Origin of the sequence: Streptomyces sp. NPDC021020, from assembly GCF_044333285.1 — a bacterium.
Classification (GTDB): Bacteria; Actinomycetota; Actinomycetes; order Streptomycetales; family Streptomycetaceae; genus Actinacidiphila.
On the sequence record NZ_JBIRQQ010000001.1, the window covers coordinates 438,377 to 453,191 of the forward strand.

General features: G+C 73.9%; 14 protein-coding genes. 6 read left to right on the forward strand and 8 right to left on the reverse strand.

The window, feature by feature from the left end:
- Positions 1–44 precede the first annotated feature (44 nt).
- Entirely contained in the window at positions 45–485 is a 441-nt protein-coding gene (locus ACH4SL_RS01930) for a MarR family transcriptional regulator (RefSeq protein ID WP_398441347.1), read from the reverse strand.
- A gap of 147 nt (positions 486–632) precedes the next feature.
- Here ACH4SL_RS01930 and ACH4SL_RS01935 point away from each other — a divergent pair, with 147 nt between their 5' ends.
- Together ACH4SL_RS01935 and ACH4SL_RS01940 are read left to right on the forward strand one after the other, a co-directional pair.
- Positions 633–1,490, forward strand: a complete 858-nt coding sequence (locus tag ACH4SL_RS01935; RefSeq protein ID WP_398441348.1) for an alpha/beta fold hydrolase — start codon at positions 633–635, stop codon at positions 1,488–1,490.
- Positions 1,491–1,918: 428 nt separating this feature from the next.
- Complete coding sequence (locus ACH4SL_RS01940) at positions 1,919–2,440, forward strand: hypothetical protein (RefSeq protein ID WP_398441349.1); 522 nt, start codon at positions 1,919–1,921, stop codon at positions 2,438–2,440.
- 64 nt (positions 2,441–2,504) lie between these two features.
- Here ACH4SL_RS01940 and ACH4SL_RS01945 read toward each other — a convergent pair whose 3' ends face one another.
- The 3 genes from ACH4SL_RS01945 to ACH4SL_RS01955 form a co-directional block, all read right to left on the reverse strand.
- Complete coding sequence (locus tag ACH4SL_RS01945; protein ID WP_398441350.1) at positions 2,505–4,763, reverse strand: ABC transporter permease; 2,259 nt, start codon at positions 4,761–4,763, stop codon at positions 2,505–2,507.
- Positions 4,760–5,452, reverse strand: coding sequence for an ABC transporter ATP-binding protein (locus ACH4SL_RS01950; RefSeq protein WP_398441351.1), 693 nt, complete (start codon positions 5,450–5,452; stop codon positions 4,760–4,762). Before ACH4SL_RS01950 ends, ACH4SL_RS01945 begins: the two co-directional genes overlap by 4 nt.
- A gap of 97 nt (positions 5,453–5,549) precedes the next feature.
- Positions 5,550–5,909, reverse strand: coding sequence for a hypothetical protein (locus ACH4SL_RS01955; RefSeq protein ID WP_398441352.1), 360 nt, complete (start codon positions 5,907–5,909; stop codon positions 5,550–5,552).
- A gap of 476 nt (positions 5,910–6,385) precedes the next feature.
- Here ACH4SL_RS01955 and ACH4SL_RS01960 point away from each other — a divergent pair, with 476 nt between their 5' ends.
- Both ACH4SL_RS01960 and pcaB read left to right on the forward strand, forming a co-directional pair.
- A complete protein-coding gene (locus tag ACH4SL_RS01960; RefSeq protein WP_398441353.1) occupies positions 6,386–8,440 on the forward strand; it encodes an FAD/NAD(P)-binding protein in 2,055 nt (684 codons plus the stop codon).
- Positions 8,441–8,459: 19 nt separating this feature from the next.
- Positions 8,460–9,851, forward strand: a complete 1,392-nt coding sequence (gene pcaB / locus ACH4SL_RS01965) for a 3-carboxy-cis,cis-muconate cycloisomerase (RefSeq protein ID WP_398441354.1) — start codon at positions 8,460–8,462, stop codon at positions 9,849–9,851.
- A 46-nt stretch (positions 9,852–9,897) separates the two neighbouring features.
- Here the strand turns inward: pcaB and ACH4SL_RS01970 are convergent, their stop codons facing one another.
- Complete coding sequence (locus ACH4SL_RS01970) at positions 9,898–10,884, reverse strand: AraC family transcriptional regulator (RefSeq protein WP_398441355.1); 987 nt, start codon at positions 10,882–10,884, stop codon at positions 9,898–9,900.
- Between the two features lie 272 nt (positions 10,885–11,156).
- On the opposite strand from ACH4SL_RS01970, the gene ACH4SL_RS01975 reads away from it, so the two are divergent.
- The gene (locus tag ACH4SL_RS01975) at positions 11,157–12,413 is read left to right on the forward strand and encodes an MFS transporter (RefSeq protein WP_398441356.1); all 1,257 of its coding nucleotides are present in this window, start codon (positions 11,157–11,159) and stop codon (positions 12,411–12,413) included.
- 26 nt (positions 12,414–12,439) lie between these two features.
- Here ACH4SL_RS01975 and ACH4SL_RS01980 read toward each other — a convergent pair whose 3' ends face one another.
- Both ACH4SL_RS01980 and ACH4SL_RS01985 read right to left on the reverse strand, forming a co-directional pair.
- Positions 12,440–13,117, reverse strand: a complete 678-nt coding sequence (locus tag ACH4SL_RS01980; RefSeq protein ID WP_398441357.1) for a hypothetical protein — start codon at positions 13,115–13,117, stop codon at positions 12,440–12,442.
- A 3-nt stretch (positions 13,118–13,120) separates the two neighbouring features.
- Positions 13,121–13,384, reverse strand: a complete 264-nt coding sequence (locus ACH4SL_RS01985; RefSeq protein ID WP_398441359.1) for a hypothetical protein — start codon at positions 13,382–13,384, stop codon at positions 13,121–13,123.
- Positions 13,385–13,686: 302 nt separating this feature from the next.
- On the opposite strand from ACH4SL_RS01985, the gene ACH4SL_RS01990 reads away from it, so the two are divergent.
- A complete protein-coding gene (locus tag ACH4SL_RS01990; RefSeq protein WP_398441360.1) occupies positions 13,687–14,148 on the forward strand; it encodes an NUDIX domain-containing protein in 462 nt (153 codons plus the stop codon).
- Here the strand turns inward: ACH4SL_RS01990 and ACH4SL_RS01995 are convergent.
- Positions 14,139–14,798, reverse strand: coding sequence for an MSMEG_1061 family FMN-dependent PPOX-type flavoprotein (locus ACH4SL_RS01995; protein WP_398441361.1), 660 nt, complete (start codon positions 14,796–14,798; stop codon positions 14,139–14,141). The two genes, ACH4SL_RS01990 and ACH4SL_RS01995, sit on opposite strands and share 10 nt — an antisense overlap.
- Between the last annotated feature and the right edge of the window lie 17 nt (positions 14,799–14,815).

Sequence of the window (14,815 nt, forward strand, 5' to 3'; positions counted from 1 at the left end):
CGGCTGCGGTTGCCCACGACGAAGGCCCGCTTCCCCCGCGGGCGTCAGCCGGGCAGCAGGTGCCGGGCGAGGACGTCCAGTGCCGTGGCGACCTCCCGTACGGCCCCGGGATCGGCGTCGTCGCCGAGGGCGGCGGCCAGTGCGGCGGTGGTGTCGGTCGCGCGGATCTCGGCGACGCGGGGGGAGGTCTCGGCGGCGGGGGTGACGAGGGTGCGGCGGCCGTCCGCGGGGTCGCGGGCGGTCTCCACCGAGCCCGCTTCCTTCAGGCGGGCCACCGCGGTGGACACCTGGCTCTGCGGGAGCCCGGTGCGGGCGGCGGCCTCGCTCACCGTCGTGCCGGGGTGGGCGGCGATGTCGCCGGCCACGATGAGCACGGTGCGCGTGCTGCCCGCGTAGCGGCCGGCGCCGCCGGGGGGTTCGGGGAGGGCCTGCTCGCCGATCTTCATCAGCGTGCGGCCCAGGAGGAAGAGCTCGACTGCGTTCACGCCGGGCACAGTACATCGCTCTCGATGCATCTGCTCGGATTCATCGAAACAGAAGCATCCATATTGATGCATCGAGATGGATGAATTAAGGTGGGGGGCATCGCGCGGCGGGCCGTCCGCCGGGCGGGAGTCACGAGGGGGATCGCTATGTCCTGCGCCACGAGCGAGCTACGCGGCGGGCTGCTGACCGTTCCGGGAGCGGTCCTGCACTACCAGGTCCGCGGCAGCGGCCCGGTCCTGCTGATCTCGCAGAGCGGTGAGGGGGACGCCGGCCGCACCGTCGACCTGGTCCCGCATCTGGTCGGCGACTTCACGGTCGTCACCTACGACCGCCGCGGCCTGTCCCGCAGTCGCCTGGACGACCCGGCGCGCGGCGCCACCCTCGCCGAGCACGCCGACGACGTCCTGCGGGTGCTGGCCGAGGTGACCGAGGCACCCGCGACGGTGCTCGGTTGCAGTCTCGGTGCGGTTATCGGCCTGCGCGCCGTGCTGCGCGGCCCCGGCCGGATCGACACCCTGATCGCGCACGAACCGGTCGCCCCGTGGCTGCTGCCGCCCGCCGAACGGGCTCGACACAAGGCGGAGTTGGTGCAGCTCCAGCGGCTCTACGAGCGAGCCGGGCTCGCAGCCGCGCTGCCGGAGATCGCCCGTGTGCTGGGCATCGACCCGGCCGGCCCGGACGCCGAACCCGGCCTGACCCCACAGCCGTTGGACGCCCGCCGCACCGCCAACTTCGACTACTTCATCCGGCACGACTTCGCCGCCGTCGTCCACGACACCCTCGACGTCACGGCGCTGGCCGGGCTGCCCGCCGTCGGCACCCGCGTCGTCCCCGCGGCCGGCCGCACCACCCCGCGGGACGTCTTCGACCGCCGCTGCGCCACCGCGCTCGCCGAGCTGCTCGGCACCACCGTCCGCGAATTCCCCGGCGGCCACAACGGCAACACCTCGCACCCGCGCGGCTGGGCGGCCCGTATCCGGGAGATCGCCGCCGGGGCCGCCTGAGCGCTCACGCCGGGGGCGGTGCCGACGCGGACCGACACCCCCTGGCCGACGCCGCCGGCGCGTTCGCCCCCCGCGCCGGTGACGAGCCCCTCGGCTCCGGCCTCGCCAGCGTCCTCGACGGCGTCCAGACCCTCGTCGACCGGATCTGGACGCTCCGCCCGGCGCCCCGCGGTCCCGCGCTACGCGCCGGAGCGCGCGCCGGTACCGCAGGTGGCGCGTGTGCCTCCGGAGACTCGTTCATGGCTGAATCACTTGGGGCCGGACGAGCCCTGATGGGCGTATGGTCATTTGTCCGGTCGGCTGCGCGGGGGCGTACCGGCTGTTTTGGCCATGGGACGTCGGGGGGCGGCAGCGGCCGATTCCGTGCAACGGGAAGGCCGCGCACACCCGTCCATGGAGGGGGACTCACGACAGGGGGGCGAATGCGGATGGACGACGGAAGACGGGACGAGGACGGGCGGCTCGTCGACATCCTCGACGAGCTGGCGAGTCGAACGGGCCTGCGGGCCGGGGACGCGGACAACGAGCACGACCGGTGGAGGCTGTACAAAGCGGCCCTCGGCCAGGCGGAGAACTTCGGGCTGCTCTTCGAGGTGATCTGGTTCGAGCCCGACCAGAACGTTGCCCTCAGCGTGCTCATGCCGGTGCTGGAGCGCCTGCCCGAGGCCGAACGGCCGCGCTGGATCGCCCAGTTGCGCTGGGAGTACAGCAGGGAGTTCGCGTGGCGGTACGCGCGGGACGTGGCGCTGCTGGAGAGCGCCGCGCTGACCCCGCTGCTCGCGGACGACGACGTCCAGGAGTCGTGGAGCGACTGGCTCCAGGTGCGCCTCGCGGAGTCCTCGGCCGAGCCGGCCGTGCTCCGCCGGCTCGGCGAACGCGGGCGCACGAAGCGGATCCGCGGGTACGCGAGCCGGCGCCTCGCCGCACTGGACCGCGTCGCCGCGGACTGACCCCGCGCGGGCCCGCACCGCCGCCGCCTCCTTCGCGCAGCGGCGGTGCGGGTCCCGGGTGCGGTCAGTCGCCGCGAGGACGCCAGCGCCGGGCCTGCCGTGCGGCGACGGCACTGGCCCACGCCCACATGAGGATGCTGACGAGCAGTACGATCCCCACCGTCGACCACAGCAGCTCCGCCGTGAGGGAGGACTCGCCGTCCGCGGTGACCGGTGCCGCCAGGCCCACGGCGACCACCTCTCCCACCACACCGGCCAGCACCATCGGAGCGAGCACGGACCACGCGGAGTGGGTACGGAAGACGCGCAGGCCCCCGGTGAGAACGGTGAGCGGCGCGAGTGCCCGCCCGTGGCGCAGGAACTCGGCCATGCCGCTGAGCCCGGCCGCCACCGCGAGCACAGCAATGCCCGCCACCCCGAGCAGAGTGCTCCAGCGGCCCTGGTCGCGATTGGGGACCCCGGCGGTCAACTGGTCCTCTCCCGGGGCGCCCACCTCCGCGCCCAGGGGGAACACCTGGTACGCCAGGCGCTTGAGAGCGGGGACGGGAAGATCCCCGCCGTCCCGGCTCACGACGGTCAGGATGCCTGCTTCGTCCGGCGAGGCCATGTGCAGCGCCAGCTCGGCGGTGTCGGCCTTGCGGACGTCCAGGAGCAGGGCACCGTGCGGTGTCCACCGGATCAGCTCCTGCAGCCGGGGGTCCTGCGGCGCTTCGCTGACGCGCTCTTCGTTGGCGGGGCACGGAAGCCGGAGGGTGGCAAGGGCGGCGCAGCTGCCGTACAGCGTCATCGGGGCGTCGGTGCCGAAAGGGTCGGCAGGCGGGACGAGGAGTACGGCTTCGGTCCCGGGCAGGCGGTTGAGGAAAGCCGTCGTGTCCTGAGGGGTCACCCTTCCCTGCGCCTCGACGGCGACCGCGCTGCGGCCTATGCGGTCGAGCGTTCGCCGCGCGTCGGTGCTCTGCGAGCCGAACAGCCCCTGCCAGGCCACCGCCTGCATGAAAATGATCAGAGCGACGGTGATGCCCGTCACCAGCCGGGCGGTGGCACCCGGGTGCGCACTGGTACGCCGGCCGGCGACGAGCGTTCCCGGCAGGGCATGGCGTTGCCCCCAGCGGGTGAGCAGCCGGCCTCCCGCGGCGGTGACGGACGCCAGGGCCGCGGGGAGGGTGAGGACTGTCCCCGCGACCCCCGCCCAGCTGACCACGGTGCCCATGGCGGACTCCTGCCCCACCAGCCCCGGTCCGCGCACTCCGACCAGAAGCATGACCGGGCACAGGGCCGCCAGACGTGTCATCCAAACGGTACGGGCCGCGGTGCGGGGCCGGGTCCCGGTGGTGGCCTGACGCTGGACCAGGTCGGAAAGGATCACCGCCGCAAGAACGCAGAGCAGCACCGTCAGCGGCACGAAGCCGGTCTCCCAGCCGTACCGGCGCAGATAGGCGGAGGGAACGACGTAGCCGGTGCTGGGGACGTGGACGTCGTACCGTAGCGCCGCTGCGACAGCTGCCCCGCCGAGCAGCGCGCCGAGCAGCGCCGGGCGTGCCGCCTCGCCCACCGCGACCAGTGCGCGGTCCCGGCGCCGGCCCCCGAGCGCGGCAACCAGCGCGGTCCTGCGGTCGCGGGCGTGCGCACCGGTGCGTGCGGCGACGGACAGCAGCGCGAGACCGGGGGCGACGAGCATGCCGAGCACCGCTGCTTGGAACATCCACTCGGGCTTGTCGTCCTGCCGCCCGGAACCGGGCTCGAGCCCAGGGGCGAACCGGCCCACCGCTGCCGAGGGGCCGAATCCGGTGACGACGTCCACGGGCCGTTTGGCGACGAGGCCGTTGCGGGGGCGAACGTAGGCCAGCCACTCGGTCGGATCGTCGAGGCCGGCCATCTCCACGGTGCCCGACAGCCGGCCGTAGCGGTGGTCGATGTCCTCGGCCGCGCCCGCCTTCCGCAAGGCAGGCGACAGCACGGCCTCGCCGGGTGCCGGCCAGGCCTTCACCCCGGGCGGCAGGGGGGCGTCACCGTGGTGGGGAGCCAGGTACACGACGCTGAACCGCCTTTTGCCCGCGAGGGAGTCGGATCCCACCAGCCACGTGGTGGAGTTGCCGGCGCGCAGCGCGGGGTCGTCCGTGATGTCGGGGGTCCTGGCGATACGGCGATCCGCCTTCCCCGCGTACACGGCGTGGACGGCCACGGTGCCGCCCACCCCGACGACGAGGAACAGAGTGGCGAGGAGCAGCGCGGCGAACCGCACGCCACCGGCCTCGGACCGCCGTCCGGCGGTGTGGCCGACGGCCAGCAGCCGGCGGGTGAGGCCGCGCCGGGTGACGGTCATCGCCCCGCCATCCCGAGGACACCGGCGGACAGCCGCAAAGTCCGGTCCGCGCGTTCGGCGATGCCCGGGTCGTGCGTGACCAGGAGCAGCCCGCAGGAATAGCGCTGCGGCAGGTCGAACAGCAAGTCGGCGGCGCGATCCCGGGCCGCCGCGTCCAGCGCACCGGTCGGCTCGTCCGCCAGGAGCAGGGCCGGCTCGTTGATCAGGGCGCGGGCGACCGCCGTACGCTGCCGCTCGCCCCCCGAGAGCTCCTGGCTCGACTCGGCCTTCGGCACGCCGAGGTCGTCGAGCAGCTGCTGGGCCCGCCTGCGCGCGTCGCCCCGGTTGCGAGCCAGCAGCGCGGCGAGCACGACGTTGTCCAACGGGCTCAGCTCCGGCAGGAGTTCGCCGAACTGGAAAACCATGCCCATGCTTCGTGCGCGCAACGTGGCCAACCGCGCCGCGCGCAAGCCGGTGATCTCCGTGCCCACCACGCGGATCGCCCCGGCATCGGGCTTGACCAGCCCCAGGACGCAGGACAGCAGCGTGCTCTTGCCGGAGCCGCTGGGCCCGGTCACGGCCACCGACTCGCCGGCCCGCAGCGACAAGTCCAGCCCGTCGAACAGAGCCCGTCCGCCGACGGCAAGCCGCAACCCCGCGACCTCCAGCACCGGCGGGGTGCCCGCCCCGACATTCACTGCTGAATCCATCGCCCATCCCCCCATTGCCGCTCGTATCCGAAGGCGCGCACGGCGGGGCGGCAGCAAACCGCCCCGCCGTCGGCGACACCCCGTGAGGTGTCCCGTCCTACCAAACGTCGTTCGGCCGGTCGTCCCGACCGCAACGGTCGGGCCGCAGCTGGATGTTGACGCAGCCCGTCACCTTGCGGATGTAGTTGTTCTCGTCGAGGCCGGAGCGCCTGTAGCTCCCGTACCCATCGGAATTGTCCAAACGGAGCCCCGTGTTGAGCCGGCGATCGTACAGTGTGTAAACGGAGTGGCTGTCCGGGGCGGTGTCGTCGATCTGGACCTGCCCGTTGGTGCCGTGGCTGAAGGCATAGGCGCCATCGGTCTTCGAATCCAGCTCCTCCCCGGCCCCCGAGGCGAACGCCTGACCAGCTCCCGAAAGGGCCAGCACGGCTACACCCCCCAAGATCACCTTGCCCACGGTTCCGCGAACAGACATGAACCCTCCCCTGTGTGGATTCTGATGAACGATGCGAACACGCAATCGATGTGTGCCGCGGCGCCGCACCTTGCCATGGGCACCGCTGGGGGAGCAAGCGTGTTCCTGCTGGCGCTGTCCGGAACTCACCGTTTTGGATTTGTGACAGAGAGTGCATGCCGCCTCGGGTGGATTCCCGAAGGGGCTCAAGGCGCAGGTTGTGAGATGACACGGAGGTCGCTCCGCGGACAGGGCCGCGAATCCGCGGCCTCGGGACGGCTTGACAACGGCTCGAAACGAACGCTCGGTTCGGGGCGCTGTCCTGCGTGGCGGGACCCTTCCGCACGCGGCGCGGGGGAGGGACCCCCCCGGGCTCCCACCAGCGCGCCAAGGGCGCGGATAGTGGGCGGCAAGGCGGCGGGCCAAAGGTGGGCGCAGGTCGTGGAGTTGGGTACTCACCTGGGAGAGGGCTGGGCCGGATGACGTACAACGGGGGCGAACTGCCGTTCGGCAAGGCGGCCGGGCGCGGGCTGGAGGTGTGCGTCGTGGGGGCGGGCCCGCGCGGGCTCTCGCTGCTGGAGCGGCTCGTCGCCCGCGAGCGGCGGCACCCGCGGTGGCAGCGGCTCACGCTGCACGTCGTGGACCCCGACCCGCCCGGCGCGGGGCGGGTGTGGCGGCTGGACCAGTCGCGGCACCTGCTCATGAACACCGTCGCGAGCCAGGTCACCGTCTTCACGGACGAGAGCGTCAGCATCGAGGGCCCGCTGGAGCGCGGGCCGAGCCTGTACGAGTGGGCGAAGGCGCTCGCCGACATCGCGGACGCCTCGGGCGCGCCGGGACCGGACGACGCGGCGCTGCGCGAGGCCCGCGCGATCGGGCCCGACACGTATCCGACCCGCGCGCTCTACGGGCAGTACCTGACGTGGGCCTTCCGCCACGTCGCCGCGGACGCCCCCGCGCACGTACGCGTCAGGGTGCACGCGTCGCGGGCCGTCGCGCTGGACGACGGGGACGGCACGCTCGGCCCGCAGGGGCCGCAGACCGTCACGCTGGAGGACGGCACCCGGCTGACCGGCCTCGGCGCGGTGCTGCTCGCGCAGGGCCATGTGCCCGTCCACCCGACCAGCACCGAGCGGGAGTTGACGGCCTTCGCCGACCGGCACCAGCTCACGTACATCCCGCCGGCGAACCCGGCGGACACCGACGTGTCGGCCGTCGCGCCCGGTGAGACGGTGCTGCTGCGCGGCCTGGGCCTCGGCTTCTTCGACTACATGGCGCTCTTCACGCACGCCCGCGGCGGGGTCTTCGAGCGCACCGGCGGGCGGCTGGTCTACCGGCCCTCGGGCAAGGAGCCGCACCTGGTGGCCGGGTCGCGGCGCGGCGTGCCGTACCAGGCGCGCGGCGACAACCAGAAGGGTGCGTACGGGCGTTACACCCCGCGGCTGCTCACCGCCGAGTACGTCGCGGCGCTGCGCACCCCGGCCACCGCGAGCGAGCCGGTGCGCTTCGGCACCGGGCTGTGGGCGCTGATCGCGATGGAAGTGCAGTGCGTCTACTACGAGACGCTGCTCGCACACCGCGAAACCCCTGCGAGGGCGGCGGACTTCGCGGCCCGCTACCTGAACGCGGCCTCCGGTGAGGACCAGCAGCGGCTGCTGGACGAGGCAGGTATCGCACCTGCCGACCGCTGGGACTGGAAGCGCCTCGAACGCCCCTACGGCGCACCGCAGTTGCGGGACGTGGCCGCCTTCCGCGGCTGGCTGCGCGGCTACCTCGACGACGACGTGCGCAAGGCCCACGAGGGCAACGTCGACGGGCCGTTCAAGGCCGCCCTGGACATCCTGCGCGACCTGCGCAACGAGGTGCGGCTCGCGGTCGACCACGGCGGGCTCGACGGCGCCTCGCACCGCGACGAGCTGGACGGCTGGTACACCCCGCTCAACGCCTACCTGTCGATCGGCCCGCCCGCGTCCCGTATCGAGGAGATGGCCGCGCTGATCGACGCCGGGATCCTGGACGTCACCGGGCCCGGCATGCGGGTCGGCATCGCCGCGGACCCGGCGGACGGCGGGCCGTGCTTCGTGGCGACCTCCACCGAGATCCCCGACGTGCGGGTGCGGGCCACCGCGCTGATCGAGGCCCGGCTGCCGGACATCGACCTGCGCCGCACCGCCGACCCGCTGATGACGCACCTGCTGGAGACCGGCCAGTGCCGCACCTACCGCGTCCCCGGCACGGACGGCACGGACTACGAGACCGGCGGCCTCGCCGTCTCGCGCCGCCCCTGCCGCCTGCTCGACGCCCACGGCACCGCGCACCCGCGGCGCTTCGCGTACGGCGTCCCCACGGAGTCCGTGCACTGGGTGACGGCGGCGGGCATCCGCCCCGGCGTCGGCTCGGTCACCCTGGAGGAGTCCGACGACATCGCCGCGGCCGTCCTCGCGCTGCCCGAACCCGCCCTCCCGCAGGGTCGGTTGCCGGAGCCGAGCGCCGGGCGCGACCGTACGGTGAGGATCGCCGGGACACCCGGATGACGGAGCGAGGAGAGCGCACATGAGCTACGGGGAGCACCAACCCGCCTGGGCCGACCTGGGGTTGCTCTCGCCGGTGCGGGCCGGCACCCCCGCCGAGGCCGCGGTCGGCGACGCCGCCTGGCTCCAGGCGATGCTGGACGCCGAAGCCGCGCTGGTACGGGCGCAGGTGCGCTGCGGCACCGTGCCCGCGGCCGCCGCCGAGGCGATCACGGCGGCGGCGCGGGCCGAGCACCTGGACGTACGGGGCCTCGCGCTCGCCGCACGGGAGACCGCCAACCCGGTCGTCGGACTCGTCGCGGCGCTCACCCGCGTCGTCGCCGAACGAGCCCCGGAGGCCGCCGAGTTCGTGCACCGCGGCTCCACCAGCCAGGACATCCTGGACACCGGCGCGATGCTGGTCGCCGCGCGGGCGCTGCGGCTCATCCGCGCCGACCTGCACACCGTCGCCGACGCCCTCGCGGGTGCAGCCGCCGAGCACCGCGACACCGTCATGGCCGGGCGCACCCTCGCGCTGCACGCCGTGCCCACCACCTTCGGCCTGAAGGTCGCGGGCTGGCGGCAGTTGGTACTGGAAGCGGCCGAGCGGATCGGCGCCGTCGCCGACCGCGGACTCCCGGTGTCGCTGGGCGGCGCCGCGGGCACGCTGGCCGGCTACCACCAGTACGCGGGCGAGGACGCCGAACCCGCCGCCGTACTCGACCTGGTGGCCGCCTTCGCATCCGAGACGGGCCTCGCCGTACCCGTACTGCCCTGGCACGCGCTGCGCACACCGCTCGCGGACCTCGGCGCCGCACTCGCGCACACCGCGGGGGCGCTCGGCAAGATCGCCGCCGATGTGCTGGTGCTGGCCCGCACGGAGGTCGGCGAGGCCGCCGAGCCGGGCGGGGCGGGCCGCGGAGCGTCCTCCGCGATGCCGCACAAGCGCAATCCGGTGCTGGCCACGCTCATCCGCTCGGCCGCGATCCAAGTACCCGCGCTGGCAGGGGTGCTGGCGTCCTGCCTGGTCACCGAGGACGAGCGCTCGGCGGGCGTGTGGCACGCCGAGTGGCAGCCGCTGCGCGAGTGCCTGCGGCTGACGGGCGGCGCCGCGTACACCGCGGTCGAGCTGGTGCGCGGGCTCACCGTCCACCCGGAGCGGATGCGCGCCAACCTCGCCGCGACCGGCGGCCAGATCGCCTCCGAACGCGTCTCGGCGGTGCTCGCCCCGGCACTCGGAAAGGCCGCGGCGAAGGAACTGCTGGCCGCGGCCTCCCTGCGAGCCGCCGCGGAGGCCCGCCCCCTCGCCGAGATCCTGGCGGACGAGCCCCGCTTGCAAGGCCTGCTGGACGCGGGGGAGTTGGCGGCCCTGCTGGACCCGGCGAACTACACGGGGGCGGCCGGGCCGCTGGTGGACCGCGCCCTCAAGAGCTGAGCGCTGACGGGGGCTGCGCACGGGGTGGGGCGCCCGCCGCGCCGACTTACCTCCCGGCCGGGTCCGGGAGGAGGTGCGCGGCGTGCCGGAAGTCGCGCGGGGCGACGCCGTACGCGGCGCGGAAGCTGCGGGTGAAGGTCGCGTGGTCCTTGAAGCCCCAGCGCGCGGCGATCGCGTGGACGGGTATCTCCCCGGCGCCGTCGGCGAGTTCGCGGCGGGCGCCTTCGAGGCGCTGCTCGCGGATGTACGCGGCGACGGTCGTGCCCTGCGCCTGGAAGAGCCGGTGCAGGTGGCTGCGGGAGATGTGCCGGGCGGCGGCGACGCTGCTCGGGGTCAGGTCGGTGTCGGCGAGGTGGCGGCGGATGAACGCCATCAGCTCCAGCGTGAGGGAGCGGGTGCGGGTCTCCGGCGGGAGGCCGTCCTCGGCGTCCAGGACCTGTGCGAACTGCGCGCTCACCAGGTCGGCGAGGACCCGGCCGAGGCGGGGCGCGTCGGCCTGCCGGTAGTCGCCGGTGTGCGAGGTCACCTGGGTGAGGAACTGCGCGACCAGCGCGCCGATGCCCGTACGTCCTTGCAGGTCCCGTCCGAGGACGTCCCGTACCCGGTCCCACGGCAGGCTCAGCGAGGAGCGGGGCACCTCGACACCGATCATCTCGATCCACGGCCCGAAGCCGCAGACGTCCATCGGGACCGACGAGACGTTCATGTGAAAGTCCCCTACCCGGATGGCTCGTTGGGGACGGTCCGGCCAGTGGGTCAGCGCGTCGCCGTGCACGACCAGCGAGAGGTTCACCGTCTCCGGGTCGGACTGCCGGATGCGGGACGGCGTGCGGTGGAAGGTGAGTTGGGGGAAGGACGCCGGCCACAGCGTGATCCCGCCGAGGTCCATCAGCCGCAGCGTCCCGCGGAAGTCGGCGGCGGAGTCACTCGTGAGGTCCATGGGGGCGTGGGTGCTGCTCATCAGGTCGTGCCAGAGGTCGAACCTGTCGGCGACCGCCACGTCCTCGCTGCGGAAGACCATCTCGTCCAGCATTCAGGATCACCCCCGACACGCCCACCCCAACCGGCCTCCCCGCCGTTTGCGTAGCGGAGTCAACCGCATCCCCCGGTGCGGGCGCCATATTCCGCGACGCATCGGCCGCGCCGGGAGGTTCCGTGCGGTTCCGCCTCCGGCGCGAATTCGGTTGCGGGAGGCCGGTTCGGCACGGGAGGATCCGCGCGTGTTCACCACGCCCCGGGTTTCGTAGCCCGGCACCAAGCGCGACACCGCCCTTGTGCCCATGAGCTACTACGGAGCGTATCCACGTGAACACCCCTCGTCGGTCCGGCCTGTTGCGGGACCGGAATTTCTCGCTGCTGCTGAGCGGCCAGGTCGTCTCGTCCGTCGGCGACCAGGCGCAGGGCATGGCCCTGCCGCTCGTCGTGCTCGCCCTCACCGGTTCGGCCACCCGCGCCGGGCTCGTCCTGGGCCTCGGCACCCTGTCCTTCCTCGTCTTCGGGCTCGTCGCGGGAGCGCTGGCCGACCGCTTCGACCGGCGCGCGCTGATGGTGTGGTGCGACGCCGGCCGCGCGCTGCTCACCGCGGGCGCCGCGGTCGCGCTGTGGCAGGACGCGCTCGGCATGCCGCAGCTGTACGCCACGGCCGTGCTGTCCGGCGTCCTCACCACCCTCTTCCAGGCCGCGAGCACGGCGGCGCTGCCCGGTGTCGTCGGCCAGCAGCGGCTGGCCGACGCGCTCGGCTGGTCGCAGTCCGCGTCGGGTGCGGTCGGCGTCCTCGGCGCGCCGCTCGCGGGCGCGCTCTACGCGGCGGGCCGGACCGTGCCGTTCGCCGTCAACGCGCTCTCCTTCGCCGCGTCCGCGCTCTCCCTGCGCTTCCTGCGCGCGGACTTCCGCCCCGCAACCAAGGTGTCCCGCCCGGGGGTTGGCCAGCTCGCCCGCGAAATCCACGAGGGGCTCGGGTGGTTGTGGGGCCGCCCCGTCATCCGCTTCCTCACCCTCGTCAACGCCGCGGACAAGATCCGCTACGGCGCCGGGTACCTGCTCATCGTGACCCTCGCCCGGCAGGCGGGCGCCTCACCGCTGTGGATCGGCGTCATCTTCAGCGGCGCCGCGGCGGGCACGATGGCCGGCGCGCTCGTCTCCCGGTACGCCGTCCGCCGCTTCCCGCTCGGCCGGATCGCGGCGGTGATGCTGTGGTCCGAGGCGCTGATGTTCCCCCTGTACGCCCTCGCGCCCGGCCCCCTCGCCCTCGCGGCCGTCGCCGCGGCGGAGTCCGTGGCGGCCCCCGTCTACCTGGTGGCCATGACCACCCACCAACTGTCCGTCACCCCGGACGCGTTGCGCGGCCGCGCGTCCGCCGCGGTCTCGACGCTGACGACCGGCGCCCTCTCCGCCGGCACCCTGGCGGGCGGCTTCCTCCTCTCCGCGCTGGGCGCCCACACCCTCGTCTGGGTCTCCACGCTGTGGCTCGCCGCCCTGGCAGCCCTGACCACGGCCCACCCGGCGATCCGCGCCGCCGCCTCCCCGCAGGCGCGGGCGCCGCACGTGTCAACGGCCCCTTGAGGCACCGCGGTTCGGGCCCGCGCCGGTCAGCCGTCGGCACCGCCGCAGTACGCGACGGTGCCGACGTAGTCGAGCTTCTTGCGCAGGACGTAGCCGGTCGCGCTCCCGGAGAGGGCCTGATCGACGGTGCCGTAGTAGCGGTCGTAGACGGGAGTGGGGTACGTCGCGCTCTCCTCCCGGAAGAAGAGGGTGCCCGAGGCGACGTCGCCGATGTGCTCCCCCGCGGCGTTCTTGAGCTGGGCCTTGTTCGTCACGCGGTACTCCTTCCGCGGCGGGCAGGGCGGTGACGGCTCGGGCGCGGGAGCCGCGGGGGCCGTGCCCGGCACGGACGAGGCGGGGGGCCTTGTCGCGCGCACCGTGGGCCGGGGCGCGGACGTCACGGCGTCCGGCGAACGGCCCGCCGGGTGGCTCGGCGTGGGAGCCGGCGCGCTCGACGACACCGCGGGCGGCGGCCCCGGGAGCCCGGACGGGGCGGGTGGAGCGGAGCCCACGGAGGCGTGGCTGCCGCCGAGGAGGACGACGGCCGCCACCACCGCGGCGGCGAGCACGGCGAGCGCGGCCGCGGCCACCAGGACGGCGCTGCCCTTCGCCTTGGCCGGGAGCTGATTGCGCTGGTCGGCGTCGTCCCCGAACACGGGGTTCTTGATCGTCCTGGCATGAACCGTGTAGCGGGGGCCGTCCCCGCCGGAGCCCTTGTCCGTCACCGGTCAGTGGAAGTGGTTGCTCTGACGGGCGTTGTCGCCCAGCACGACGCCCTTGATCTCGTGCGCGACAACGGTGTGCTGCCCCCCGCGCCCGGCCCCCTCCACCCCCGGACCGGTGGCCGACTCCTCCGCGCCGGCTGCGGTGCCCCGCCCCACCCAGGCGAACACCCTGCGCCCCACGACCCGCACCCCCCGCTGGACCACCTCCGAAAACCCAGCCGCCACCCCCGCGACGACCGCCGCGACCACCACCCCCACCTCGACCACCGCTCCCCCTCATGTCCGTCACCGACCGTCATACTCCTGCGACTCTCAGTATCGCCGCTCAACCCCCGCCCCCACCACGCCCTCCGCCCCGCCCCCGCCACTGACCACGGCAAACCCGGCCCAGTTTCGCTCGGACGGGTGAGGCCCCGCTGCTTTCGGGCGCCGGCCCGATGCTGGCCGAGCGTGTCCGGTGGGCCGGGGAGCGCGTTGGGGACATGGGGCTGCTCGCCACCTGATCCGGCTAGAGTCCCCTGCCGGCAACGCCTCATCGGTCGGAGGACGAAGTGGCCCCGCAACGCCCCGTGAACGACGTGATGCTCATCCTGCAGCGCGAGCGCGACGGTGCCGTGTGCCTTGCCGAACGGCAGGGCACCGGCTACGCCGACGGGATGCTCAACCTTCCGTCGGGGAAGGTGGACGACGGGGAGGACGTGTACGCCGCCGTAATCCGGGAGGCGTGGGAGGAGATCGGCATCGTCGTCGGGCGGGACGCGTTGCGGGTCGTGCACGTCATGCACTTCCGCAATCCCGAAGAGGAGCCCCGGGTCGGCTGGTTCTTCACCGCCCGGGGATGGCGGGGCGAGCCACGGAACATGGAGCCGCACAAGTGTGCGGGCCTGTCCTGGCACCAAGCCGATGACCTGCCGGGGAACACCGTCCCGTACAACGCGCTCGGGATCGGGCACTGGCTCAAGGGCGAGCCCTTCTCCGTCCACGGGTGGGGCGTGGACGATGCCGGGCCGGGTGGAGTGCCCTACTCGTAGCGGTACTTGAGCGACTCCGCCTCGGAGCGCTCGATGTCGGCGATCGTCAGCTCCGGCATGCGCAGTTGGGCCAGGGTCACTTCGGCGGAGGTGGGCTGGGCGTCGGCGGGGAGCCACTGGTCGGGCTTCCAGGCGCCGCTGCGGAGGAGGGACTTGGGGCAGTGGGGGTAGACCTCCTCGATTCCGAGGACGAGGGCGCTGGCCGGGGGCTTGCCCACGGGGGTGAGTTGGGAGAGGAGGTCGGGGCGGGTGGAGACGACGGCGCGGCCGTTCACCCGCAGGGTGGTGGTGCGGCCGGGGATGACGAAGAGGAGGCCGGCGCGGCCGGTGGCGACGACGTTCTGGAGGGAGTCCAGGCGCTTGTTGCCCGTCGCGTCGGGTATCGCCAGCGTCCGGTCGTCCAGGACGGAGACGAAGCCGGGAGGGCCGCCGCGCGGCGAGACGTCGCAGTTGCCGTCGGCGTCCGCGCTGGCGACCAGGACGAGGGAGGCGCAGCCGATCAACCGCCGCGTCTGCGCGGTGAGTTCGGTCATCTGCTTGCGCACGGCCGCGTCGCTCGGGAGCGCGTACGCCCGGCGCAGCGCCTCCTGGTCGGGCACGGCGTCGAGACGGAGCGAGTCGAAGGCGCTGCCGGCGAGGGGTGTCGTCATACCGTCGACCCTAGCCA

Excerpts from the sequence above, each read along its gene's own strand:
- ACH4SL_RS01945 (WP_398441350.1), bottom strand. The coding sequence starts at position 4,763 with ATGACCGTCACCCGGCGCGGCCTCACCCGCCGGCTGCTGGCCGTCGGC.
- ACH4SL_RS01935 (WP_398441348.1), top strand. The coding sequence starts at position 633 with ATGTCCTGCGCCACGAGCGAGCTACGCGGCGGGCTGCTGACCGTTCCG.
- pcaB (WP_398441354.1), top strand. The coding sequence starts at position 8,460 with ATGAGCTACGGGGAGCACCAACCCGCCTGGGCCGACCTGGGGTTGCTC.
- ACH4SL_RS01950 (WP_398441351.1), bottom strand. The coding sequence starts at position 5,452 with ATGGATTCAGCAGTGAATGTCGGGGCGGGCACCCCGCCGGTGCTGGAG.
- ACH4SL_RS01940 (WP_398441349.1), top strand. The coding sequence starts at position 1,919 with ATGGACGACGGAAGACGGGACGAGGACGGGCGGCTCGTCGACATCCTC.
- ACH4SL_RS01970 (WP_398441355.1), bottom strand. The coding sequence starts at position 10,884 with ATGCTGGACGAGATGGTCTTCCGCAGCGAGGACGTGGCGGTCGCCGAC.
- ACH4SL_RS01995 (WP_398441361.1), bottom strand. The coding sequence starts at position 14,798 with ATGACGACACCCCTCGCCGGCAGCGCCTTCGACTCGCTCCGTCTCGAC.
- ACH4SL_RS01960 (WP_398441353.1), top strand. The coding sequence starts at position 6,386 with ATGACGTACAACGGGGGCGAACTGCCGTTCGGCAAGGCGGCCGGGCGC.